Raw genomic sequence first — 23,385 nt, 5'->3', positions numbered from 1 at the left:
GCGGCCCGGTACCGGTGCCGGGCGTGTTATCGCTGGTCAGACCAGGAACTCGGAGATGCTCGCAGCGCCGCCACCCGAACCGGGGAATGGCGCCGCGCGTGCGGGGAACGGAGCGGTGTGGACACGGACCTGGCCCGACTGGCGGCCCTGCACGGCGTGGCGACCGAGTACCGCGACGGCGAGCGCGAGCGGGTGGTGATCGACCCGGACGTCGTCGTGCGCGTCCTCGGCCTGCTCGACGTCGACGCGAGCAGCCCCGGGGCCGTGCGCGACGCGCTGGCCGCCGCCGACGAGCGGGCCCGGGCCGGACGGCTGCCGGGCACGATCGCCGTGCGCACCGACCGGGGCAGGCCGCTGCCCGTGCCCGGCGTGCTCGTCGGCGAGGACGGCACCCGCCGCGAGGTCACCGAACTGCCCGCCGGCCTGGAACCGGGCTGGTACCGGCTGGAGACCGCCGACCAGACCGCCACCGTCGTCGTCGCGCCGCCGGCGCTGCCCGAGCCCGAGCGCGCCTGGGGCTGGATGCTGCAGCTCTACGCCCTGCACTCGGCGGCGTCGTGGGGCATCGGCGACCTCGGCGACCTGCGCGAGTTCACCACCTGGACGGGCGCCGAGCACGGCGCGGGGGCCGTGCTGCTCAACCCGCTGCACGCCATCACCCCGGTGCCGCCGGTGCAGCCCTCGCCGTACACCCCGTCGAGCCGCCGGTTCGGCACCGCGCTCGCGCTGCGCATCACCGACCTGCCCGCCTACCGGCGCGCCGACGCCGCCACCCGGGCCGAGGTCGACGCGCTGCGCCCGCTCACCGCGGGCGGGCGGATCGAGCACGACCGGGCGTGGGCGGCCAAGCGCTCGGCGCTGGAGCTGCTCTGGCGCGCCGACGGGCGCCCGGAGCCCACCGACGCCGACGACGACCTGTGGGAGTTCGCCACCTACTGCGCGCTCGCCGAGCGGCACGGCGCGCGGTGGAGCCGCTGGCCCGACGAGCTGCGCTCGCCCTCCGCGCCGGGGGTCGCGCGGGCGCGCGCCGAGCTGGCGCCGCGGGTGGCCTTCCACGCCTGGGTGCAGCAGCAGGTGCAGGCCCAGCTGGTCGAGGTGCAGGAGGCCGCCCGCGAGGTGGGCGTGCGGATCGTGCACGACCTGGCCGTCGGGTGCGACCCGGAGGGCGCCGACGGCTGGGCCCTGCAGGACGTGCTGGCGATGGGCGTGCGGATCGGGGCGCCGCCGGACGCGTTCAGCCAGCAGGGCCAGGACTGGGGGCTGCCGCCGTGGCGCCCCGACCGGCTCGCCGCCACCGGCTACGCCGCCTACCGCGACATGCTCCGCGCGCTGCTGCGCCAGGCCGACGGCCTGCGCATCGACCACGTGGCCGGGCTGTGGCGGCTGTGGTGGGTACCGCCGGGCGAGTCGGCCGACCGCGGCACCTACGTCCACTACGACGCCGAGGTCATGCTGGCCGTGCTCACCCTGGAGGCGCACCGGGCGGGCGCGCTGGTGATCGGCGAGGACCTGGGCACCGTCGAGCCAGAGGTCACCGAGGGCCTGGCCGCGCACCGGATGCTCGGCTCGTCGGTGCTGTGGTTCACCCGCGACGTCGACGCCCCCGGGGAGCCGCTGCTGGCGCCCCGGCGGTGGCCGGAGGACTCGGTGGCCACGATCTCCACCCACGACCTGCCCACGGCGGCGGGGTTCCTGACCGCCGAGCACGTCCGGGCCCGGGCCGAGCTGGGCCTGCTCGGCGACGTCGCCGCCGAGGAGGCGCGGGCCGCGCAGGAGCGCGCCGAGCTGGTCGACATGATCCGCGCCGAGGGCCTGGTCGGCCCCGGGGAGCCGACCGTCGACGAGCTGGTCGTGGCCATGCACGCGCTGCTGGCCCGCAGCCGCTCCCGGCTGGTGCTGGTCTCGCCATACGACGTCATCGGCGAGGTCCGCCAGCCCAACCTCCCGGGCACGGTCGACCAGTACCCGAACTGGCGGCTGCCGCTGGCGGAGTCGTTGGAGGAGCTGCGCGCCGACCCGCGCGTCGCCGAGGTGGTGCGGGTGCTGCGCGACGAGCGGTGACGCGCGGGCGGTATCGGGGTCGCAACCCGACGGCGGCCGCGCCATCATCGGGGCCGTGCAGGCACCCGAAGCGCAGACGGGCCGGCTGGACAGCTGGCTGTGGGCCGTGCGGCTGACCAAGACCCGCCCGGACGCCGCCGCGGCGTGCCGCGGCGGGCACGTGCGGGTCAACGACCGCCCGGCCAAGCCGGCCACCCCGGTGCAGGCGGGCGACCGGGTGCGGGCCCGCGTCCCGGCGGGCGCGGGCCGGGACAGCACCCGGATCGTCGAGGTCGTCAAGGTGATCCAGAAGCGGGTCGGTCCCGCCGACGCCGCCACCTGCTTCATCGACCACACCCCGCCCCCGACGCCGGAGGCCGCGGTCCCGGTGGCCCGCCGCGACCGCGGCGCAGGCCGCCCGACCAAGCGCGACCGCCGCCTCCTCGACCGCCTCCGCACCGCCGACGACCTCTGACCACGCGCCTCCGCACCCACCCCCGGTTCAGGAAGCCACGTTCTGGCACCCAGTTGTCACCGCGCGCACCTACCCGCCGCCGCGCACATGTCCTGACGTGTGCGCGGTGGCCGGACGGTGCGCGCGGTGCCCCGGGGCCCCTGCCGGACCCGCCATCTCCCCGGCAACCCCCGCCGGTCCCCCCGGAGAAGTGCCCCTGCTCGAGCCGAGGCCCGCCGGAGGCGCACTTCCCCCGCCTCCGACCGGGTGAGCGAGTGGCGCGCTCGGCCAACCTCGTTGAGCGAGAGGCGCTCTCGCTCGCCGGGACGCGACGGCGGTCAGCGGGCGGGAGCGGTGGGGACCGGCGCCACGACGAGCGGCTGCCGCGACCGCTCCCGCAGCCCCAGGCCCGTCACCGCGGCCACCACCACGACCAGCCCGACCCACTGCGTCACCGTCAGCGAGGCGCCCAGCAGCGTCACGCCGATCAGCGCGGCCGTGACCGGGAACGCCAGCTCGGCCAGGGTGGCGCGGGCGGCCGCCGTGGCCCGCAGGCCCAGGTAGTACAGGCTCAGCCCGAGCAGGCCCGGCACCAGCGCGAGCAGCGCCAGCGGGCCGAGCTGGGCCGGGGTCACCGCGAGCGGGGCGCCGTTGAGCGCCAGCACCACCGCGGCGGCGGGCAGGCCGATCGCGAACCGCAGCACCGTCACGTCGCGGCTGGGCATCCGCACGCTGACCATCCGGCCGAGCACCGTCCCGATCGCCCACAGCACGGCGGCGCCGATCGCGAGCAGCGCGGCGACCAGCGCCGTCGGCGCCACCGACAGCGGGTCCTTGAAGGCCACCAACCAGGCGCCGATCAGCGCGGGCACCGCGAACGCCCAGTAGCCGGGGCGGAACCGCTCGCCCAGCAGCGCGGCCGCGGCCACCACGGCGACCACGGGTTGCAGCTTCTGCAGGACCAGCGGGGTGACCGGGTCGCCGTAGGTGAAGGCCTGGGTGAACAGCGCGGTGGCCACCGCCGAGGACCCCACGCCGATCACCAGCAGGGCCAGCCGCTCCCGTGGCGCCGCGCCGCGGAACGCCCGCACCGCAGAGGGCAGGAACGGGATCAGCACCAGCACGATCAGCAGGTGCTCCCAGAACACGATGGTGGCCGCGGGCAGCTGGCCGGCCAGCGGTAGCCGCAGCAGCCCGTCGGTGCCCCACAGCGCGGCGGCCACCGCCACGAGCCAGGTCCGGTCGGCCGTGCGTCGATCCCCGTCGGAGTACACGACCGTGCTCAACGCGCGGCCGCCCGGATCCATACCGGCTCAGCGGACCGTGAGCACCTCGGTGACCCCGGTCAGCGCGAAGAGGCGCGCGCACCGCCGCGACGGGCGCACGACCAGCAGCCGGGCGGAGGCGTCGCGGAAGCGGCGGTCGTGCTCGACCAGCACCGCCAACCCGGCCGCGGCCAGGAACCCGACGCCGGACATGTCGAGCTCGACGGTGTCGCAGCCCTGGTCGAGCAGCCCGCGCAGGGTGGTCGCGAGCTGGTCGGCGCTGACCATGTCGATCTCGCCGGTGACCTGGACCGTCGCCTGGTCGGGGCCGATGCGGACGTCGAGCTCGAACGGGGCCGGGGGTGGCTCGGGGCGGCGTGCGCGTCCGTGCATCGCACTGCCCCTTCCCCGCCGGCCGGGTGGGTCTCAGCGGTCGGGCGACCGAGGGGCTCAACCTGAGCGAGACCCTAACCGAGCGGGCCCGCCGGCGCGCCGTCCGGTTGGGTGCCCTCCGCTTCGGGTAGATCGATGGCGGCCGCAGGGCCGCCGCGGCCGGCACCACCACGGAGGTCAGGTATGCGCGCAGCGGGCCGCCCGCCGCCCCCGCTGCGGCTGCGGCTGACCGACGGGCCGCTGGCCCCGCAGCTGGCCGGCGTGCGGCAGGAGGTCGAGCGCTGGGCGCGGGCGAACGGGCTGGCGGAGCCGCTGGTCGAGGACGTCGTGCTGGCCGCGCACGAGGCGCTGGCCAACGTCGCCGACCACGCCTACCCCGACGGCGCGGGGGTGGCCACGCTCGACGCGCAGCACCTCGACGGCGTCATCGAGACCACCGTCCGCGACGAGGGCGCGTGGCGGCCGCCCGCGGCCGACCCCGGCTGGCGGGGCCGCGGCCTGGTGATCATCCGCGGGCTGGCCGACGAGGTCGACGTCCACCACGACGGCACCGGGACGGTCGTGCGGATGCGCTGGAAGCAGGGCTGACCCGGTTCCCCGTCCGGCGGTTCCGCCCCCGGACGGGTCGCTCTACCGTCGGCACGGCTTCATCCCAGCCGCGCAGCGGCGTTGCCGCGTGCGCCGATCCCACCGGAGCCCGACGTGACCCACCCGAACCGCCCGTTCGCGGTCGCCGTGCGGTCCGAGCTCGGCTCCGGCCCGGTCCGCGGCGCCGCCGACCTGTCCGGCGAGCTCGACCTCGCCAGCATCGGCCAGCTCCGCGACACCCTCTCGGCGCTGCGTCGCGAGGGCTACCGGCACGTCGTGCTCGACCTGAGCGGGCTGGACTTCCTCGACGCCGCCGGGCTGGGTGCGCTCGTGCGGGCCGACCGGCTGTTCCGCGACGGGGGCGCGACGCTCGTGCTCACCGGGCTGCGCCCGGCCCAGCGGCGGCTGCTGGAGATCACTGGACTGGACCGGACGCTCCTGGTGGAGTGAGGTCGATGAACGCCATCGACGACGCCCGCGCGGCCGTGGCCGCCACCTGCCGGGCGATGAGCGCGTCCGGGCTGGTCGTGGGCACCGCGGGCAACGTCTCGGCCAGGGTGGGCGACGAGGTGGTCGTCTCCCCCAGCGGGCTGGAGTACGCCCGGCTGACCCCCGACCTGGTCGGCGTGCACCGGATGGACGGGACCGCCGTCGACGCCCCGCTGGCCCCGTCCAGCGAGCTGCCGCTGCACCTGGCCGTCTACGCCGCGACGGACGCCGCCGCGATCGTGCACACCCACGCGTCGGCGTCCACCGCGCTGTCCGCGGTGCTGGACGAGCTGCCGGCCTCGCACTACTACGTGGCGCTGTTCGGCGGCCCGGTCCGGGTGGCGCCGTACGCGACGTTCGGCAGCGACGAGCTGGCGGCGTCGGTCGTGGCGGCGCTGCGCGACCGGTCGGCCGCCCTGATGGGCAACCACGGCGCGGTGGTCACCGGGTCGGGCCCGGCGAAGGCCCTGGAGCTGGCCGGCTACCTGGAGTACGTCTGCGACCAGCACCTGCGTGCGCTGAGCACCGGGCTGGCGGTGCGCGAGCTGTCCGCGGCGCAGGTCGGCGCGGTGGTCGGGCAGCTGGCCGGGTACGGGCAGCAGCCGCCCCGCTGAGTGGACCGGGTCACGCCGCGGCGTCGGCGGGCAGGTCGACGGCGCCCGCGGCGTTGAGCGGGTCGCGCAGGAAGCGCAGCAGCGGCATGCCCAGCCCGTAGGTGACCAGCCGCCGCCCCGGGGTGATCCGCAGGACGCAGCCCCCGTCCAGCTCCAGCTCGCCGTGCGCGCTGATCGCCTTGAGCCGCCCGGCCGCGGCCAGGTCGCGGATCTCCGGGTCGTCGTTGTCCAGGATCCGGGCGCTTCCCTGGAACTGGACCGCGGCGGGCGGTCCGACCGGCAGGCGCCGGACCGGCACGGTGACCGCGACCCGGGGGTTGGCGGCGACGTTGCGGGCCTTGCGGCTCTCGCGGAACGTGCTCACGTAGAGGGTGCGCCCGACCGCGGAGTAGATGACCCCGGCGACGTGCGGGCGCGAGGCGTCCGATGTGGTGGCCAGGGTGCAGAAGGAGCGCTTGGCCACGGCCCGGGTGGCGGTGTCCAGGAGTGTGTCTGTCATGTCGGGAATGCTCCCGGTGCCGGGCTGGACGTTCCATCGTCGATCCGCTCGATCGCATACGCGGGCGTCTACGATGGCGCCATGGACGCGCTGGCCGGTTTCCTGGACGGGCCGCGGGCGCGCGGGGCCTTCCTGCTGCGCACCGCGTTCTCCCCGCCGTGGGCGATCCGGCTGGAGGACGAGTCGCCGCTGACGCTGGTGGCGGTCGTGCGGGGCACGGTGTGGGTCGCGGGCGACGACGGGCCGTGGGTGCGCCTGGACGCCGGCGACGTGGGCGTGACCCGCGGGCCGGGCCACTACACGATGGCCGACGACCCGGGCACCGCGCCGAGCGTGGTCGTCAAGCCCGGCCAGAAGTGCTACCCGATCGGCGTCCCCGACGCCTACCCGATCGACCTCGGTGTCCGCACCTGGGGCACCACCCCGGACGGGACCATCAGCACGATCTGCGGCACCTACGAGCAGCCCGGCGCGGTCAGCCAGCGCCTGCTCGACGCGCTGCCCCCGATGTTCAGCCTGTCCGCGGCCGACCTCGACTCGCCGCTGGTGGGGCTGCTGGCCACCGAGGTCGGTCGCGACGACCCCGGCCAGGAGGCCGTCCTCGACCGGCTGCTCGACCTGCTGGTGATCACCGTGCTGCGCACGTGGTTCGACCGTTCCGCGGCCCCCGCCTGGTACTCCGCGCACCGCGACCCGCTGGTCGGCAAGGCGCTGCGGCGTATGCACGACGAGCCGGCCCGACCGTGGACGGTGGCCTCGCTGGCCGCCGCCGTCGGCGTCTCCCGGGCCGCGCTGGCCCGCCGCTTCACCGAGGCCGTCGGCGAGCCCCCGATGGCCTACCTGGCCGCCTGGCGGCTGGCCCTGGCCGCCGACCTGCTGCGCGAGCCCGACGCCACCGTCGCCGGCGTGGCCCGCCAGGTCGGCTACGCCAGCCCGTACGCGCTGAGCACGGCGTTCAAGCGGGTCCGCGGGGTGAGCCCGCGCGAGCACCGGGCGATGAGCCCGGCCTGACCCCGGTCGCGGGGCGAGGTCACAGCCGGATCGGCGGGTGGCGGGGCTCCGCGCGGGGCGCCACCAGGTGCGCGGGCCGGGGGCGGCACTCGGCGGCGAGCGTGTCGAGGAAGGCGGCGGTGAGCGGGTCCGGCTCGCCGCGGGTGTAGGCGACCAGCTGCCGGGTGATCGGCGGGTCGGGCCAGCGCAGGACGCCGTCGATCCCGGCCGGGACGGTGTTGGCCGGGGTCAGCGCCGGGCCCAGGCCGGCGCCGGCGAGCACCGGGGCGGTGGCCGTCTGCTCGGTGCGCACGGCGGGGCGGGGCGCGAAGCCGGCGACGGCGCAGGCCCGGTCGAGCACCTCGGCCAGGCCGTGGCCGGGGGCGTAGTGGACCCAGCGCCGGTCGGCCAGCTCGGCCAGGTCGAGCAGGCCCCCGGTCGCCCCGGCCGGGGCCGCCGGGTCCTCCGGGGGCAGGACCAGCACGAACTCCTCCTCGCCGAGCGGGCGGACCGGACCCTCCCAGCCCTCGGGGACCGACCCGATCGCCACGTCGGCCCGGCCGCCCGCCATCGCCTCGGCCAGCTCGTCGACGTGGCGGTGCTCGATCAACCGGATCCGGACGTCGGGGTGGGCGCGGTGCCACGCGCGCAGCGCGGGCGGCAGCACGCCCAGCGCCACCGAGTACACGGTGGCCACCTCCAGCTCGCCGCAGTCCAGGCCGACGGCCTGCCGGGCGGCCAGCCGGGCCCGCTCGGCGTCGGCCAGCGCGGCCCTGGCGTGCGGCAGCAGTGCCCGCCCCATCGGGGTCGCCCGCACGGTGCGCGGCAGCCGCTCCAGCAGCCGCCCGCCCGCCTGCTGCTCCAGCGCCCGCACCTGGTGCGAGAGCGCCGGCTGGGTGACGTGCAGGAGCGCGGCGGCCCGGGTGAACGACCCGGTGTCCACCACCGTCACGAGGTACTCCAGCTGGCGCAGGCTGAACATGAGCCGATCCTATGGATCCGGTGATGACTATGCATTGGACTCATGGGCGGAGCCGGCGGACGCTCGACCCATGAGCACGAACCGCAAGGTCGCCGTCGTCGTCGGCGCCCAGGGCGTCATCGGCCGCACCCTCGTCGACCACCTCGCCGGACTGGGCGACTGGGACGTCGTCGGCCTGTCCCGGCGACCCGGCGAGCCCGCCGAGCGCGTCCGCCACATCCAGGTCGACCTCCTCGACCCCGCCGACTGCCGGCGCGAGCTCGCCGGGCTGCGCGACGCCACCCACGTCTTCTACGCCGCCTACCAGGACCGCCCGTCCTGGTCGGAGCTCGTCGCGCCCAACCTGGCGATGCTCGTCAACGTCGTCGAGGCCGTCGACGCCGTCGCGCCCGGCCTGGCGCACGTCAGCCTGATGCAGGGCTACAAGGTCTACGGCGCGCACCTGGGCCCGTTCCGCACGCCCGCCCGCGAGTCCGACCCCGGGCACATGCCCCCGGAGTTCAACGTCTCCCAGCAGGAGTACCTGCAGCGGCGCGCCGGCGAACGGGGCTGGACGTGGTCGGCGATCCGGCCGTCGGTCGTGTGCGGGCTCGCGCTGGGCAACCCGATGAACCTGGTCGCCGTGCTGGCGGTCTACGCCTCCATCAGCAAGGAGCTGGGCCTGCCGCTGCGCTTCCCCGGCGCGCCCGGCGCCTACGACACCCTGCTGGAGATGACCGACGCCGGGCTGCTGGCCAAGGCGACGGTGTGGGCGGCCACCGACCCGCGGTGCGCGAACGAGGCGTTCAACATCGCCAACGGCGACCTGTTCCGGTGGAACGACATGTGGCCGCGGATCGCCGCCTGGTTCGACCTCGACGTGGCCCCGCCGCTGCCGATGTCGCTGACCGACGTCATGGCCGACAAGGAACCCGTCTGGGGCCGCCTCGTCGAGCGGCACGGGCTGCGGCACGGGTACGCCGAGGTGTCGTCCTGGCCGTTCGGCGACGCCGTGCTCGGCTGGGACTACGACTTCTTCGCCGACGGCGGCAAGGCCCGCCGGTTCGGGTTCCACGAGTACGTGGAGACCGCCGAGATGTTCCCCCGGATGTTCGCCGACCTGCGGGCGCGCCGGGTCATCCCGTAGCGCTCACCCCCCGGCCCGGAACGTCCACTCCCCGCCGCGCAGCGTGGCCAGGACCGGCATCCGGCGCAGGTCGGTCGCCGGGGTGCGCAGCGGGTCGGCCCCGACCACGACGAGGTCGGCCTCCTCCCCCACCCCGGGCAGGCCGCGGCCCGCCGCCGCGCCGGCCAGCGCCACCGGCAGCGGGATCGCCTGCTGCGGGTGCCACGGGGGCCGGTCGTCGTCGGTGCGGGTCACCGCGTCGGCGACCGCCGCCCACGGGTCGGGCTCGCTGACCGGGGCGTCCGAGCCCAGCTCCAGGCGGGCGCCGGCGGCGAGCAGGGCCGCGTAGGGGAAGGCGTGCGCGGCGACCGGCGCCCAGTGCCGGTCGGCGACGTCGCGGTCGGCCACGGCGTGCTGCGGCTGCACCGAGGCGACCAGCCCGGGGCGGGCGAAGCGGGGCAGGTCGGCGGGGTCGACGAGCTGGGCGTGCTCGATGCGGCCGGGCCCGTCGACGGTGTCGAAGGCGTCCAGCACGACGGTGGTGGCGCGGTCGCCGATGGCGTGCACGGCGGGGTGCAGGCCGTGCGCGCCGCCCTTCGCCATCAGCGCGCGCAGCGCCTCCGGCTCGACCAGCAGCAGGCCGTGGTCGTCGCCGGGGTCGGGGTAGCGGTGGTGGCAGTAGGCGGTGCGGGTGTTCAGCGAACCATCCGCGATGATCTTCAGGGGACCGGTGCGGACCAGGCCGTTCGTGCCGGGCAGCACGTCGCCGGTGCGCCGGCCCGCGGCGATGGCGGCGTCGAGCCACGGCTCCCAGACCGCGGCCCGCACCCGCACCGCCGGGTCGCCCGCCGCGGCCCGGCGCGACCAGTCGGCGGCGTTGTCGGCGAACTCGAAGTCGAGGATCCCGGTGATCCCGCGGGCCGCGGCGGCCGCCGACGCCTCGGCGACCCACCGGTCGAGCACGGCGGGCGGCTCCAGCTCCGACAGCGCCCGCTGCGCGTCGAACCCGGCCTGCTCGCGCAGCACGCCGGTGGGGTGGTCGAGCCCGAGCCGGGCCAGCGCGGCCGGGCTCAGCCAGACGGCGTGCAGGTCCATGCTCACCACGGCGACGGCCACTCCGGGCAGCGCCCGTTCGAGCAGGTCCTTGTGCGGTTGCTCGGCCCACAGCGCGGAGCGGTAGCCCTGGGCGCGCACGACGTCGCCGCGCACCCCCGACCGTACGATCGCCGCCACGGCCTCGACCGCCGACACCGACGCGGTGACGTCGACCCGGCGGCGGGCCTGCGCCCACTGCGTCCAGTGCACGTGCCCGTCGACGAAGCCGGGCAGCACGTACGCGCCCGCCCAGCGCACGACCTCGTCGCCCGCCCTGGCCAGCCCGCGCGCAGATCCGGTGGAGTCGGCCACCGCGACCACGCGACCGGCGGCGATCCGCACGTCGAGGGGGCGCTCGCCGCCGGGCACCCGGACGTCGTGCAGGACAACGGGCCCGGTCACCGTCGTGATGCTAGTGGCCCGGGTATCCCCGGGTCGGGCCCGGAGCGGGTAGAGAGGTCGGGCATGACGTCGACGACGCCCACCCCGCAGACGGCCGTCCCCGGCTGGCTGGCGGAGGAGATCGACTCCGTGCCCCCGATCGACGCCTTCGCCACGGTCGACGAACTGGCCGCGGAGTGCGCGCGGATCGCCGACGAGCACCCCGGCGCGGCGCGCCTGCACCGGGCGGGCACGTCGGCGCAGGGCGAACCGCTGACCTGCCTGACCGTCGACGGCGCCCCGGGCGCGCCGGAGGCGCTGGTGTTCGGGCTGCCCCACCCCAACGAGCCGATCGGCGGGCTCACCGCCGCGCACCTGGCCCGCAGGCTCGCCGAGGACCCCGACCTGCGCGCCCGCCTCGGGCACACCTGGCGGATCGTGGCCTGCATCGACCCGGACGGGCTGCGGCTCAACGAGGGCTGGCTCAAGGGCCCGTTCACCCGCGAGCACTACGCCCGCCACTTCTACCGCCAGGCGGGCGCCGAGCAGATCGAGTGGACGTTCCCGCTGGACCACAAGGGCGCCTACTTCGACGCCGTGCTGCCCGAGACCCTGGCGCTGATGCGGCTCATCGACACCCACCGTCCGGCGCTGATGGCCTCGCTGCACAACTCCGAGCTGGGCGGCGTCTACTACTACCTCAGCCGCGACGAGCCCGCGCTCTACCCGACGCTGCAGCAGATCCCGCGCCGGCTCGGGCTGCCGCTGCACCAGGGCGAGCCGGAGGCGCCGTGGATCCCCCGCCTCGCCGACGGCGTGTTCCGGTCGCTGGACGTCCGCGACGCCTACGACCACCTCGAACGCGCCGGCCTGGCCGAGACCATCTCCGGTGGCAACTCGACCGGCTCCTACGCCGAGCGCTACGGCACCCTGACCCTGGTCTGCGAGCTGCCGTACTGGAGCGACCCGCGGATCGCCGACACCACGCCCACCGACGTCGGCTACGCCGAGCCGCTGCGCGAGAACGGGCGGCTGATGGCCGAGCTGAGCGCGACCATGGCCGACACGCTGGCCGCGGTGGAGGGCCTGACCTGGGTCGACTCGCCGTTCCTGCGGGCCAGCCGGTTCTACACCCGGATCTCCCACGACCTGGCCGCGGACATGCTGCGCCGCGCCGAGCAGGCCGACCCGCACCGCCGGGCGACCGTGGCCGAAACGGTCTCCTCGGTCGACGCGGTGCACATGTTCCGGCTGCGCTACGGCGGGATGCTGCTGCGCGCCCTGGACGCCGAGCTGGCCGCGGGCAACCTGCGCCCCGCCGTGCGCGGCGCGCGCTCCGCCCTGGCCGAGCGGTACGCGGGGTGGTGCGCCGAGGCGACCGCGGGGACGCCGGCCGAGCCGATCCCGATCGGCTCGCTGGTCGCCACCCAGTACGCGGCGGTGGTGGCCGCCGCGGCGCACCTGACCGCCGCGCGGGGCTGAGGCCTACTCGGTCCGGCGCACCGCCAGCGGCGCCCCGGCCAGGTCCTCCTCGTTGCACAGCAGCTTGACCTCGTAATACGGCGAACCGGCGCGGTCGTCGTAGTCGAGGTGGATGGCGATGACGTCCATGGGCTCACCCAGCCACTGCTGGGCCTGGCGCAGCCACGCCGCCGACCGCTCCAGCGCGGTGGGCAGGTCGTCGTCGCGGAACTGGACGGGCCGGAAGGGCACGTCCTGGATCACATCGCGGGAATCCGCCGGGCGGGGCAGGTCGGTCGCCAGGCCGGCGTCGTCGAGCTGCAGTTCGACCGTCTTGTCACTCACGCGGACAGCCTGGTGGGCCCGGACGCCGCAGACAAGCCGAAGCGGCGTCCATCGGGGTGGCGGGTTTCCTCCACCTGGTGACGGAACGCCCCCGGCCGCACCATTTCCGGTGGGACGAACGGTGGCGTTCGCGGTCACCGTGTGGGAGAAGTGACCCGTGCTCCCCTTCGACGACCGCGGCGCCCGCGCCATCGAGCGGGTCTACTCGACCCCCGACGTCGTCGCCCAGCGCGCGGAGGTCCTCGCGCTGCTCGCGGCGGGGCCCGGGGAGCGCGTCCTGGACGTCGGCTCGGGCCCGGGGTTCCTGGTGGCCTCGCTCGCCGACGCCGTGGGACCGGACGGGGCGGTGCGCGGGCTCGACCCGAGTCCCGCGATGAACGCGCTCGCCCGCGAGCGCACCGCCGACCTCCCGCAGGCCCGCATCGACGACGGCGACGCCGCCGACCTGCCCTACCCCGCGGCGAGCTTCGACGCGGCGGTGTCGACCCAGGTCTACGAGTACGTCGCCGACGTCCCGCGCGCGCTCGCCGAGCTGCGCCGGGTGCTGCGCCCGGGCGGGCGGGTGCTGGTGCTCGACACCGACTGGGACTCCGTCGTGTGGCACGTCGCCGACCGCGAGCGGCACCGGCGGGTGATGGCGGCCTGGGCCGAGCACCTGGTCGACCCGCACCTGCCGTGCACGCTGTCCGGGCACCTGCGCCGGGCCGGGCTGCGGGTCACCGGGCGCAGCGTCATCCCGGTGTTCAACCCGGTCTACGAGCCGCAGACCTACAGCGCCATGACCATGGAGACGATCGCCCGCTTCGTCACCGGCCGCTGCGGGCTGACCGCCGACGACGCCGACGCCTGGCTCGCCGACCTGCGGGCCCGGGCCGCCGAGGACGACTACCTGTTCAGCATCACCCGCTACTGCTTCACCGCCGTGGCCGACTGACCCGGCTCAGAGCTTGAGCAGGATGTTCGAGCAGGTGGACAGGTCGATGCCGGACTCGTCGACGTCGATGCTGCGCACCACGCCGTCCTGGACGATCGCCGCGTAGCGCTTGGACCGCCGGCCCAGCCCGGCCCGGCTGCCGTCCAGCACGAGTCCCATGGCCTCGGTGAACTCGGCGTTGCCGTCGGCGAGCAGCAGGATGTCGTCGGCGCCGTGGGCCTTGCCCCACGCGTCCATGACGAACACGTCGTTGACCGCGACGCAGGCGATCGTGTCGACGCCCTTGGCCCGCAGCTCGGCGGAGTTCTGCACGAACCCGGGCAGGTGCACGTTGGAGCAGCCGGGGGTGAACGCGCCGGGGACGGCGAACAGCACGACCTTGCCCTTGCCCAGCGCGTCGGCGGTGCGCACGGTGCCCGGGCCGTCGGGGGTCATGGTCCGCAGCTCCACGTCGGGCAGCGGGTCACCAGCCGATATCGTCATGGGCCGACGCTAACCCGCTGGTGTGCACCCCGTCGGGTGAGCGGTGTCACGCCAGGTCAGGGCAGGCGGCGCCGCGAGGTGACGGTCAGGTCGTCGGGCAGCGGGCGGTCGCCGGCCGGGTCGCGCACGGCGTCGATGACGTCCCTCAGCCCCCACCCGCCGCGCCGCGGTCCGCGGTCGCGGCGACCACCGGCTCCGGCGGCTCCACGGGCTCCAACGTCACCGCGGTGCCGTAGGCGACGACGTCGCCGCCGATCGCCCCGGTGGAGCTGTAGCGCAGGGCGACGACGGCGTTCCCGCCGCGCCGCAGCGCCGCCTGCGCCAGCTGGTCGCGGGCCGTCTCGTGCCCGCTGCGCCCGGGCCGCCCGGCCGGCGGCCAGCCGACGACGGCCAGCACGTCGCCGTGCACCAGCGCGATCCCCCGGCCGGGCACGTCGTCGGTGGTCACCAGCAGCACGGACTCGTCCGGGGGCGGCCCGGCCTGCGCCGGGATCGCGACCACCGGCCCGGGCACCGCCTGCCGGGGCGCCGACCCGTCCGCGGGCGGGGTGCGGTCCAGCGGCAGGCCCGCGGCCAGTGCCATCGCCACCTCACGCTCGATGGGCAGCTGGCCCCACCGGTCGCCGTCCCCGTCGTCGACGACGGCGGGGTAGTCGTTGATCTCCCGGTCGCCGTCCGCGACGGGGCGGTCGGGCGGGGCCGGCCGCTCGGGCTGCGCGTCACGGTCGTCGTCGGCGGGGCGCCCCTCCGTGGCCTGCTCCTCGGCCCCTCCGGGGTCGTCGGCGAGCGCTGCGTGCGCCACCTTCGCGTCGGCCGCGGGGCCGGGTACCGGTGCCGCCGGGTCGCCGTCCACGGGGTTCGCGGCGTCCGGCTCGGGGCGGGAGACCTCGACCTGCGGTGCGGGCTCGGCGACCGGGCGGGCGGGGACGGGGGCGGCGGGCCGGACGGCGAGATCGGCCAGGTCGGTCAGGTCGTCGTCGAGCTCGGTGTCGTCGACCCACCGCACCACGCGCCCGCCGGCCACCGGGTGCCCGTTGCTGCGCCGGGCGAGCAGGTCCTCCGGCTGCGGTCCGGGTCCCACGGCTGCCTCCTCGGCCCGGCGGTCGCACGCCGCCGCGCGCACCTCCTCGATCACCTTCGCGGCGCGGACGGCGTCACCGCCGTCGGAGAACGTGAAGTCGTAGCAGTTCCCCCCGCGGTCCATGATGTGCACGACGGACCGCACCGCGGAGACGTCGGTGACCTGGTCGAACCCGATCGTGTGCGCAGGGCGCTCCGGCGCGGCGCTGGTGACGACCAGCTCGCTGCGCGTCAGGGCCACGATGGCCGGCCGGTCGTCGACCAGGACGGCCCACACCGGCGTCCACTCCGAGACCAGGTCCGACCAGTTCTCCCGCATCGCGTCCCGCGGACGCCGGTGGCTCTGCGGGCAGGTGGAGAGGTAGCAGGACGACATGGAGCAGCAGTACCCCACCCCCGGAGCCCGGACCTGCGGCTTCACCCGACCGAGCGAGCCGCGTCATACGCCGGGGAGGCCCCGCGGGGCCGGTCACGCGGCGGTCAGGGCGGGCGCGGACAGCTCGCGCATCCCGGCCGGGGTCACCCTGGCGGGCACCCGCTGGCCCGTGGCGCACACGCGGACCGGGGCGATGAGGCCGGCGCGGGCCAGGCGGTGGGCGGCGGGCTGGTCGCAGCAGTAGCGGCCCCCCAGCAGCAGGTCGGGTTCGGCGCCCCAGCTGAGCTCGGCGTCGCCCGCGGCCACAGCGCGCAGGATGGCGCGGTCGCGACCGCTGAGCCGGACCTCGGTGATGAACTCCATCGTTCCCCTCCTCGTGCCCACGACCGCTGGGTTTCCCGGTCGAACGGTGTCAATGATGTCGACCGGACGGACGCGGCGGACTCATCGCCGCGGCCACAACGATGCGCCGGGAGGAGAGGTTTTCCTGCCCATCGGGCAACCCCCACCGCGCTCGCGTGGTTCTTCGCCGGGCCACACTCAGTAGCGGTCCGGGTCGACTACGGTGGCCGCCAACCATCCGGTCGGGGAGCGGAGGAGCCACTTTGCAGGCCGACGGCCCGTCGATCCGGATCTTCGTCGCCATGCCGGGAACCACGATGGGCGACGGCGCCGACCTCTGGGACGACATCGCCGAGATCAAGGCGAACCTGCTGCAGCCGGCGGCCGACCGCATCGGCCAGCGGTTGGGCAGACCCACGGAGCTCGTCATCGAGAAGGACAAGCTCGCGATGGGGTGGATCCACGGATCGATGTATGCCGAGGCCTACCGAGCCGACGTCTACATCGCCGACCTCACCGGCGCGAATCCGAACGTCTACCTGGAGCTGGGGGTGCGTTGGGCCGTCCGGGACGGCGTCACGATCCCGATCACGCAGCGGATCGCGGACGTGCGGTTCAACGCTCAGGCGAACCGCGTGATCCCCTACGGCGGGATGCCGAACCAGCTGCGCCCGGCGATCGAGCAGATCGTCTCGGCGGCGGTCGAGGGGCTCCAGGACCCCGGCCGCGTCGACAGCCCGGCTCGGATCAGCTCCCCCACCGTCGCGATCGAGCGGTCTGAGCTCGACGGTCTGCGCCAGGAGCTGGAGCGCCTGCGCACGGAACGGGCCGACGACCTGGTCAACGCGGCCCACGCCGCGGAATGGCATCACGCGGTCGCCCTACTCCGCCAGGCGATCGAGCGCAACGAGCACAACTTCGCGGCCCACTTCCACCTCGGCGTCCTGCTCCGGAAGGGCTCCAAGCACGACGACGCGGTGTCGGCGTTGCGCGATGCCGCGCGCATCAAGCCGAACGACGCCGAGGTGTGGCGTGAGCTGGGCGTCGCGCTGAGCCTCGGCGGCCGGTTCGACGAGGCCGAGGAGGCCTTCCAGCGTTCACTCGGCCTGGACCCGGCGAACAAGGAGACGCACTCCAACCGGGGTGGCAACTACCGCAGGCTGGCCCGCCGCTCGACCGATCCGAGTAGCCGCTCCGCCAGCCTCCAACAGGCCAAGGCGTCCTACGGGCAGGCCCACGAGATCGACCACAGCGACACCTACCCGTTGATCAACATGGCGCTGGTCGACGTCGGGCTGGACAGCGAGCTGACCGACGAGGAGATCCTGGAGAAGCTCGACCTGCTGACCCGGCTCGCGGTCATGAACGAACCCGACGATCCGTGGAAGCGGCTCGACCGCACGACGACCCTCGCGCTGCGCGGCGACGCCGGCGCGGCCGTCGACGCGGCCCGCGCGGCGGTGGAGCGCATCGCGGCGGACGAGCTGGCCTCACACCTGCGCTCGGCCGCCGACCCGCTCGAGGACTCCCTCGCGAGCCCTTCCGTGCGCGCCGAGCAGCGCGCCGCGATCTCGGGCGTCCTGGCCGTGTTTGCCGAAGCCCTGGCGTCCGCCGGGGCGGATCGGCGCTGACCGGAGCGACGAGCCGCGCCCACCGCCGGAATGGGGTCGTTCACCCCTCACGGCGACCGCCCCGGGGAACGCACGATGGCAGCGGCCTCCCGGCAGCGGTTCCGATCGGGGATGCCACCGGACCGTTGGGGGGCGTCCATGACCGAGCACGTGTGCCGCGGATTGCGGATCGGGGTCGTGGCACGTGGTCGCTGAAGCGGTCTTCCTGGTCGCTCGGGTGGTCGTCGGCGGGATGTTCCTGGTCGCGCTGGTGTCCAAGGCCCGCGACCTCCCGTCGTTCCGCACGGCGGTGCGGGGGTTCGGGGTGGTGCCGCGGCGCCTGGAACGGCCGGTGGTGGCCGCCGTGCTGGGGGCGGAGGCGGCGGTCGTCCTGCTGCTGGTCGGCCGGTCGTCGGCCGCGGTCGGGCTCGGTGCCGCGGCGCTCCTGCTGACCGCGTTCGCGACGGGGATGGCGCGCGTGCTCGCCCGGGGCGACCGGGTGCCGTGCGGCTGCTTCGGCCGGTCGACCGCGCCGATCGGGCGGGCCCACGTCTGGCGCAACGGGCTGCTCGCGGGCGCGGCCGTGACCGGACTGGTCGCCGGCGCGAGCTCCCACGCGCGGTTGGACGGCCCGGTGCTGCTGGTCGTGTCGCTGTTCGCGGCGGCGGTGGTCGTGGTGCTCGTGCTGTCCGACCAGCTGCTGGCCGTGCCGGAGCCACCGCCCCGGCGGCCCCATCGACCGCCGGTCGGCAACCCGTCGACCGGGGCAACGAGGAAGAGGTAACGCCCATGGTGAACCGACTCGCCGACCGGATCCTGAATGCGGTGCTGCCGCACCAGAAGGCCGCCGCACCGTGCGGGCCCTACGTCATCTCCGGCTGCTACTGCTCGGGCGGCCTGCGGTACGGCAAGAAGTGCCGCGACTGCACGGGCGCCGGCGGGGGCTGCACCCCCTGCAACATCGTCATCGGGGCCTGCTGAGCGGGTCCACGGCCCGGGTCGCCGGGGCGGGCACCGGTCGGTGCCCGGCCCGGCGGTCCCTCGAACATCCTCGGACGGGAGGTCGACCCGTGCTGGTCGCGATCGTCGTGCTGCTGGCCATGCTCGTGCTGGCGAACATGCTGCTGACGTGGGGGATGCTGCGGCGCCTGCGGGCGCTGCAGGACCAGGTCGGGGCCGGGTTCGCCGCCCCGGTCGGGAACGGTCTGCACCCCGGTGACCGGGCCCCGGACTTCTCCGCGCTGACGCCGGCGGGCGACACCGTCACGCGCGACGAGGTCGTGCGCGGGGAGACCGTGCTGGTCTTCCTCTCGCCGCACTGCGAGGCGTGCGAGACGCACCTGCCGTCGGTGCGGGAGCTGGGGCGCGGGGCGCGGGCCGCCGTCGCCGTGGTCGACGGGACCCGCGAGGAGTCCGGGCACCTGGTGGACGGGCTGCGGGGCGACGTGCCGGTGCTGTTCGCCCCGCGCGCGGCCACCGACATGCTCGAGCGCTACCGGGTCAACTCCTACCCGTCGTCCTACGTGGTCGGGGCGGACGGGCGGATCACCGGCAGCCACCTCGGCCTCGACGAGCTGCTCCCGACCCGGACGTGACGGGCCGGGCGGCGCTGGCCGGGCTCGGGTCGGTCGCCGCGGCGCTGGGCCTGGCCAGGTGGGCGCTCACCGTCGTGACGGTGACCAGCGGCAGCATGGCGCCGACGCTGCGGGTGGGCGACCGGGCCCTCGTGCGGCGGTGCGGTGGTGGTGCGGTCCGGCGCGGTGACGTCGTGCTGGCCCTGCTGCCGCCCGCGGGTCACGCGGTCGTCCTGCCGGAGCCCGCGGAGTCGGCACCGCCCGGCGGCCGGCTGCCGGAGTCCGGACCGGGCGTGGAGGTCCCGGACCGGTTCGTCAAGCGGGTGGTGGCCCTCCCCGACGACGTGCTGCTGCGGGAGGACGTGCTGGCGATGCTCGCCCCCGGCCGCCGCCCGCCCGACGGCCTGCCCCACGGGTGGAAGATCCCGCCGCACAGCTGCTTCGTCGTCGGCGACGGGGTGGAGAGCGAGGACTCCCTGGCCTGGGGGCCGCTGCCGCTCCCGCTGGTCGTCGGGCAGGTGGTGGCGCGCGCGCCGTCGGCGGCCGAGCCCCGGTGGCGGCGGGTGCCCGCGTCGCCGTGGTCGGCCTGACCCGGCGCTGCTCCCCCCGCCGTCCAGAGCACGTCCAGCACGGCGTGCGACGTTCGACCGCGGGCGGCCGTCGGGGCCGCCCGTCGCGTGGGGGGAGTGCACGTGGACGCTGGAGCTCGACCGGTCGACGCCGTGGCCCGTCCGAGCGTGGTCCTCATCGACGACCACCCGGTGGTGCTGGCCGGGATGCGCACCTGGTTCCGGCGGGCGGGCATCGCCGTCCTGGCCACCGGGGGCACCCCGGACGTGGCGTGGCGCTCCCCCGGTGCCGCGGCCGACGTGGTCGTGCTGGACCCGCACCCGGCGGGCCGGGCCGAGCCGGGCCGGGCCGACCTCGACCGGCTGGTGGCCGGCGGGCGCCGGGTGGTGGTCCACACCACCCACCACGACGAGGGGGCGGGCGCGCGATGTTGCCGGGTCGGTGGCGCCGTCGTCGCGAAGGCGCGGGGCGAGGCGCACCTGGTCGCCGCCGTGCTCGCCGCCGCCGGTCACCGGCCCGGCCCGGCGCCGTCCCGGTCGCCCGCGCTGCCCCGACCGCGGCTCACCGCCCGGGAGCGCGACGTGCTGCTCACCTGGCTGCGCTGCGAGTCCAAGCGGACGACCGCCACCCTGTGCCACGTCTCCCCGCGCACGGTCGAGGGCTACATCGACCGGGTGCGGCTGCGCTACGCCGAGGTCGGGCGCCCCGCGCCGACGAAGGCGAGCCTGGTCGCCCGCGCGCTCCAGGACGGTCTGCTCACCCTCGACGACCTCTGACCGCGAACAATGCCTTTTCACACACGCATTCGCGATCGACGACCGGGCGGCTCCATCCCGATCCCGTTACCGGTGGGCACGCCAGAACGGGCGGACGCACGCCGGGTTTGAGAACATCCCGGCCATGGCAGATCCCGTTCCCTCCGGCAGCGACGTCTCCTCCGGCACCTACAAGTGCACCCAGTGCGGCTACGAGCTCGGCGTCACCTCGACCAAGAACCTCCCCCCGTGCCCCAGCTGCGGAAACGGCCACTGGGACACCCTGACCGGCGGCGACTCGGTGCACGACCCCTACCCCAACCGCAAGTAGCGGGCCGGCCGGTGGTCAGCCGGTGTGCAGGACGAGGAACAGGAAGCTCGGGCCGGTCGTCAGGGCGCGCAATTCCTCCGGGAACCGCTCGCGGGCGGCCGTAACGGGCTGCGGTTCGCCGATGGTCGAGAGTCGGAAGTCGGCCGCGGTGAAGGCATCGGTCATCGCGTGCAGCGGCGGTTCCAGAACCTCATCGCAGGCGTTCTGGATGCCGTTCTCGTTCTCGCCGCGTACGCCTCGGCGAGGCGGTCGTAGTCGTTCACCGGAGCCATGCGCGGATCCTGGCCCGCGAACGCCCCGGCCAACCGCTCTCGCGGTGGGCCGGGGCGTCGTCGGGTGGGGCGGTCAGCGCAGGTCGAACCGGTCCAGGTTCATGACCTTGTCCCAGGCCGTGACGAAGTCGCGGACGAACTTCTCCTTGGCGTCGTCGGCGGAGTAGACCTCGACGATGCCGCGCAGGATCGAGTTCGAGCCGAAGACCAAGTCGGCCGCGGTGGCGGTGCGCACCACGTCGCCCTGGGCGTCGCGGCCCTCGAAGACGCCCTCGTCGACCGACGTGCTCCAGTCGACGCCGAGGTCGAGCAGGTTGCGGAAGAAGTCCTGCGAGAGGACCCCCGGGCGGTCGGTGAAGACGCCGTGCTGCACGCCGCCGGTGTTCGCGCCCAGCACGCGCAGGCCGCCGACCAGCACGGTCAGCTCCTTGGCCGTGAGCTCGAGCATGTAGGCGCGGTCGACGAGCAGCATCTCCGGGTTCAGCTTCACGTCCGGGGCGATCCAGTTGCGGAAGCCGTCGCCCTGCGGCTCCAGGTACTGGAAGGTGTCGACGTCGGTCTGCTCCTGCGAGGCGTCCGTGCGGCCGAGGCTGACCGGAACGGTCGTGCTCACGCCCGCGTCCGCGGCGGCCTTCTCCACCGCGGCGGCGCCGGCCAGCACGATGGTGTCGGCGAGCGAGACGGGCTTGCCGAACGCCTGGCGGACCTCGTCGAGCTTGGCGATGACCTCCTGCGTCCCGGCGTTGACCGGCCAGCTGGCCTGCGGCTCCAGGCGCAGGCGGGCGCCGTTCGCGCCGCCGCGCATGTCGGTGCCGCGGTAGGAGGCGGCCGACGACCATGCGGTGTGCACGAGCTGGGAGACCGTCAGGCCCGAGGCGAGGACCTGGCGCTTGAGCTCGGCGACGTCGGGCTCCGAGAGCAGCTCGTGCTCGACCGGCGGGAGCGGGTCCTGCCAGCGCTGGACCTCCTGGGGCACCCACGGTCCGACGTAGCGCGAGACCGGGCCCATGTCGCGGTGCAGCAGCTTGAACCAGGCCCGCCGGTAGGCGTCGGCGAACAGCTCGGGGTCGTCGCGGAAGCGCTCGGAGATCGCCCGCAGCCCCGGGTCGATGATCAGCGCCATGTCGGCCGTGGACATCATGGGCGGGTTCTTCTTGCCCGGGATGTGCGCGTCGGGGACCAGCTCCTGGCCCTCGGGCTCCCTGGGCTTCCACTGCTTGGCGCCCGCGGGGCTCGTGGTGAGCTCCCACTGGAAGCCGAACAGCGTCTCCCAGTAGCTGTTGTCCCACGTCGTGGGCGTCGGGGTCCAGGCGCCCTCGAGACCGCTGGTGACGGTGTCGGCGCCCTTGCCGGTGCCGTTCTCGTTCTTCCAGCCCAGGCCGCCGGAGTACACCGGGGCGCCCTCCGGCTCGGGGCCGACGAGCTCGGGGTTGCCTGCGCCGTGCGCCTTGCCGAAGGTGTGGCCGCCGGCGACGAGGGCGACGGTCTCCTCCTCGTTCATCCCCATCCGGGCGAAGGTCACCCGGATGTCGTGGGCCGACGCGAGCGCGTCCGCCGAGCCCTTCGGGCCCTCCGGGTTGACGTAGATCAGACCCATGGTGACGGCGCCCAGCGCGCCCTCGAGCTCCAGCGGGGTGTCGTCGGTGCTGTAGCGCTCGTCGCCGAGCCAGGTGTCCTCCGGGCCCCAGAAGACCTCCTCGGGCTGCCACACGTCCTCGCGGCCGAAGGCGAAGCCGAAGGTCTGGAAGCCCATGTCCTCGTGGGCGACGTTGCCGGCGAGCACCAGCAGGTCGGCCCAGGACAGGCTGCGACCGTACTTCTGCTTGATCGGCAGCAGCAGGCGGCGGGCCTTGTCGAGGTTGCCGTTGTCGGGCCAGCTGTTGAGCGGGGCGAAGCGCTGCTCGCCCGCGCCGCCGCCGCCGCGGCCGTCGACCTGGCGGTAGGTGCCGGCGGCGTGCCAGGACATGCGGATGAACAGCGGGCCGTAGTGGCCCCAGTCGGCGGGCCACCAGTCCTGGGAGGTGCGCATGACCTGGACGATGTCGGCCTTGAGGGCGTCGAAGTCCAGCTGGGCGACGGCCTTCTTGTAGTCGAAGTCGTCGTCGCCGAGCGGGTCGGAGTCGCGCGAGGGCTTGTTGAGCACCGACAGCTCGACCTGGTTCGGCCACCAGTCGCGGTTGCTGCGCGGCCGGCCGCTGCCATCGAAGCTGGGGCCCTCGAGGGCCGGGTTCTCGCTCTCGCTGCGGCTCTCGGTGGTGTCGGTGCCCTGCGGGCTCGCGGACGAGTCACGGGGCTTCGGGTCGGCCACAGCCGGGTTCTCGCTCTCGGGGGGCACGTCGGTCCTTCCTCAGTGGGGT

At 75.4% G+C, this 23,385-nt stretch carries 27 protein-coding genes; 16 read left to right on the top strand and 11 right to left on the bottom strand.

Going from position 1 to position 23,385, the window contains the following annotated elements; genetic code table 11:
• The first annotated feature begins 117 nt into the window (after positions 1-117).
• Positions 118-2,061: a 4-alpha-glucanotransferase gene (gene malQ, locus KDL28_RS19370; RefSeq protein ID WP_252440650.1), complete on the top strand. Its 1,944-nt coding sequence runs from the start codon at positions 118-120 to the stop codon at positions 2,059-2,061.
• Between the two features lie 85 nt (positions 2,062-2,146).
• The gene (locus tag KDL28_RS19365; protein WP_252440850.1) at positions 2,147-2,515 is read left to right on the top strand and encodes an RNA-binding S4 domain-containing protein; all 369 of its coding nucleotides are present in this window, start codon (positions 2,147-2,149) and stop codon (positions 2,513-2,515) included.
• Between the two features lie 317 nt (positions 2,516-2,832).
• Here KDL28_RS19365 and KDL28_RS19360 read toward each other — a convergent pair whose 3' ends face one another.
• Complete coding sequence (locus KDL28_RS19360) at positions 2,833-3,801, bottom strand: DMT family transporter (protein ID WP_252440648.1); 969 nt, start codon at positions 3,799-3,801, stop codon at positions 2,833-2,835.
• Positions 3,802-3,807: 6 nt separating this feature from the next.
• Positions 3,808-4,152: an STAS domain-containing protein gene (locus KDL28_RS19355; protein WP_252440646.1), complete on the bottom strand. Its 345-nt coding sequence runs from the start codon at positions 4,150-4,152 to the stop codon at positions 3,808-3,810.
• 183 nt (positions 4,153-4,335) lie between these two features.
• On the opposite strand from KDL28_RS19355, the gene KDL28_RS19350 reads away from it, so the two are divergent.
• The 3 genes from KDL28_RS19350 to KDL28_RS19340 all read left to right on the top strand — a co-directional run bounded on the left by KDL28_RS19350 (position 4,336) and on the right by KDL28_RS19340 (position 5,843).
• Entirely contained in the window at positions 4,336-4,740 is a 405-nt protein-coding gene (locus KDL28_RS19350; RefSeq protein WP_252440644.1) for an ATP-binding protein, read from the top strand.
• A 114-nt stretch (positions 4,741-4,854) separates the two neighbouring features.
• Positions 4,855-5,190, top strand: coding sequence for an STAS domain-containing protein (locus tag KDL28_RS19345; protein ID WP_252440642.1), 336 nt, complete (start codon positions 4,855-4,857; stop codon positions 5,188-5,190).
• 5 nt (positions 5,191-5,195) lie between these two features.
• On the top strand, positions 5,196-5,843 hold the full coding sequence (locus tag KDL28_RS19340) for a class II aldolase/adducin family protein (RefSeq protein WP_252440640.1): 648 nt from the start codon (positions 5,196-5,198) through the stop codon (positions 5,841-5,843).
• A 10-nt stretch (positions 5,844-5,853) separates the two neighbouring features.
• On the opposite strand, the gene KDL28_RS19335 is transcribed toward KDL28_RS19340, so the two are convergent.
• Complete coding sequence (locus KDL28_RS19335; protein WP_252440638.1) at positions 5,854-6,342, bottom strand: pyridoxamine 5'-phosphate oxidase family protein; 489 nt, start codon at positions 6,340-6,342, stop codon at positions 5,854-5,856.
• An 81-nt stretch (positions 6,343-6,423) separates the two neighbouring features.
• On the opposite strand from KDL28_RS19335, the gene KDL28_RS19330 reads away from it, so the two are divergent.
• Positions 6,424-7,353 carry an AraC family transcriptional regulator gene (locus KDL28_RS19330; RefSeq protein WP_252440636.1) on the top strand — a complete coding sequence of 310 codons (930 nt, stop codon included), beginning with the start codon at positions 6,424-6,426 and terminating at the stop codon, positions 7,351-7,353.
• A 19-nt stretch (positions 7,354-7,372) separates the two neighbouring features.
• Here KDL28_RS19330 and KDL28_RS19325 read toward each other — a convergent pair whose 3' ends face one another.
• Positions 7,373-8,314 (bottom strand): LysR family transcriptional regulator, encoded by a 942-nt coding sequence (locus KDL28_RS19325; protein WP_252440634.1) that lies wholly within the window; start codon positions 8,312-8,314, stop codon positions 7,373-7,375.
• A 70-nt stretch (positions 8,315-8,384) separates the two neighbouring features.
• Here KDL28_RS19325 and KDL28_RS19320 point away from each other — a divergent pair, with 70 nt between their 5' ends.
• The gene (locus KDL28_RS19320; RefSeq protein WP_252440632.1) at positions 8,385-9,440 is read left to right on the top strand and encodes an SDR family oxidoreductase; all 1,056 of its coding nucleotides are present in this window, start codon (positions 8,385-8,387) and stop codon (positions 9,438-9,440) included.
• Positions 9,441-9,443: 3 nt separating this feature from the next.
• Here the strand turns inward: KDL28_RS19320 and KDL28_RS19315 are convergent, their stop codons facing one another.
• A complete protein-coding gene (locus tag KDL28_RS19315) occupies positions 9,444-10,916 on the bottom strand; it encodes an amidohydrolase (RefSeq protein ID WP_252440630.1) in 1,473 nt (490 codons plus the stop codon).
• A gap of 63 nt (positions 10,917-10,979) precedes the next feature.
• On the opposite strand from KDL28_RS19315, the gene KDL28_RS19310 reads away from it, so the two are divergent.
• The gene (locus tag KDL28_RS19310; RefSeq protein ID WP_252440628.1) at positions 10,980-12,377 is read left to right on the top strand and encodes a M14 family zinc carboxypeptidase; all 1,398 of its coding nucleotides are present in this window, start codon (positions 10,980-10,982) and stop codon (positions 12,375-12,377) included.
• A 3-nt stretch (positions 12,378-12,380) separates the two neighbouring features.
• On the opposite strand, the gene KDL28_RS19305 is transcribed toward KDL28_RS19310, so the two are convergent.
• Positions 12,381-12,701, bottom strand: coding sequence for a hypothetical protein (locus KDL28_RS19305; RefSeq protein ID WP_252440626.1), 321 nt, complete (start codon positions 12,699-12,701; stop codon positions 12,381-12,383).
• A gap of 157 nt (positions 12,702-12,858) precedes the next feature.
• Between KDL28_RS19305 and KDL28_RS19300 the strand changes: the two genes are divergently transcribed.
• Positions 12,859-13,635, top strand: coding sequence for a methyltransferase domain-containing protein (locus tag KDL28_RS19300; protein WP_252440624.1), 777 nt, complete (start codon positions 12,859-12,861; stop codon positions 13,633-13,635).
• Between the two features lie 6 nt (positions 13,636-13,641).
• Here the strand turns inward: KDL28_RS19300 and KDL28_RS19295 are convergent, their stop codons facing one another.
• From KDL28_RS19295 to KDL28_RS19285, 3 genes are all read right to left on the bottom strand, one after another.
• On the bottom strand, positions 13,642-14,118 hold the full coding sequence (locus KDL28_RS19295; protein WP_252440622.1) for a peroxiredoxin: 477 nt from the start codon (positions 14,116-14,118) through the stop codon (positions 13,642-13,644).
• 145 nt (positions 14,119-14,263) lie between these two features.
• On the bottom strand, positions 14,264-15,574 hold the full coding sequence (locus KDL28_RS19290; RefSeq protein WP_252440620.1) for a heavy metal-binding domain-containing protein: 1,311 nt from the start codon (positions 15,572-15,574) through the stop codon (positions 14,264-14,266).
• 93 nt (positions 15,575-15,667) lie between these two features.
• Positions 15,668-15,937 (bottom strand): hypothetical protein, encoded by a 270-nt coding sequence (locus tag KDL28_RS19285; RefSeq protein ID WP_252440618.1) that lies wholly within the window; start codon positions 15,935-15,937, stop codon positions 15,668-15,670.
• 101 nt (positions 15,938-16,038) lie between these two features.
• Between KDL28_RS19285 and KDL28_RS19280 the strand changes: the two genes are divergently transcribed.
• From KDL28_RS19280 to KDL28_RS19250, 7 genes are all read left to right on the top strand, one after another.
• Positions 16,039-17,547: a tetratricopeptide repeat protein gene (locus tag KDL28_RS19280; protein ID WP_252440616.1), complete on the top strand. Its 1,509-nt coding sequence runs from the start codon at positions 16,039-16,041 to the stop codon at positions 17,545-17,547.
• Between the two features lie 184 nt (positions 17,548-17,731).
• Positions 17,732-18,310 (top strand): MauE/DoxX family redox-associated membrane protein, encoded by a 579-nt coding sequence (locus KDL28_RS19275; protein WP_252440614.1) that lies wholly within the window; start codon positions 17,732-17,734, stop codon positions 18,308-18,310.
• Between the two features lie 5 nt (positions 18,311-18,315).
• Entirely contained in the window at positions 18,316-18,507 is a 192-nt protein-coding gene (locus tag KDL28_RS19270) for a hypothetical protein (protein WP_252440612.1), read from the top strand.
• Between the two features lie 89 nt (positions 18,508-18,596).
• Positions 18,597-19,121, top strand: a complete 525-nt coding sequence (locus tag KDL28_RS19265; RefSeq protein WP_252440610.1) for a peroxiredoxin family protein — start codon at positions 18,597-18,599, stop codon at positions 19,119-19,121.
• Positions 19,118-19,690 (top strand): S26 family signal peptidase, encoded by a 573-nt coding sequence (locus KDL28_RS19260; protein WP_252440608.1) that lies wholly within the window; start codon positions 19,118-19,120, stop codon positions 19,688-19,690. The genes KDL28_RS19265 and KDL28_RS19260 overlap by 4 nt, the downstream gene beginning before the upstream one ends.
• Positions 19,691-19,792: 102 nt before the next feature.
• Complete coding sequence (locus tag KDL28_RS19255) at positions 19,793-20,446, top strand: DNA-binding response regulator (protein WP_252440606.1); 654 nt, start codon at positions 19,793-19,795, stop codon at positions 20,444-20,446.
• Positions 20,447-20,570: 124 nt separating this feature from the next.
• Positions 20,571-20,756, top strand: a complete 186-nt coding sequence (locus tag KDL28_RS19250; protein ID WP_252440604.1) for a zinc ribbon-containing protein — start codon at positions 20,571-20,573, stop codon at positions 20,754-20,756.
• Positions 20,757-20,771: 15 nt separating this feature from the next.
• Here KDL28_RS19250 and KDL28_RS19245 read toward each other — a convergent pair whose 3' ends face one another.
• Together KDL28_RS19245 and katG are read right to left on the bottom strand one after the other, a co-directional pair.
• Complete coding sequence (locus KDL28_RS19245; RefSeq protein ID WP_372497014.1) at positions 20,772-20,921, bottom strand: hypothetical protein; 150 nt, start codon at positions 20,919-20,921, stop codon at positions 20,772-20,774.
• A gap of 180 nt (positions 20,922-21,101) precedes the next feature.
• Positions 21,102-23,363: a catalase/peroxidase HPI gene (gene katG, locus KDL28_RS19240; protein ID WP_252440602.1), complete on the bottom strand. Its 2,262-nt coding sequence runs from the start codon at positions 23,361-23,363 to the stop codon at positions 21,102-21,104.
• Between the last annotated feature and the right edge of the window lie 22 nt (positions 23,364-23,385).

It is taken from the genome of Pseudonocardia humida, assembly GCF_023898865.1.
GTDB classification, from domain to species: domain Bacteria; phylum Actinomycetota; class Actinomycetes; order Mycobacteriales; family Pseudonocardiaceae; genus Pseudonocardia; species Pseudonocardia humida.
The sequence above is the reverse complement of the archived record's forward strand: the minus strand, read 5'-3'. Positions and strand labels throughout refer to the sequence as shown.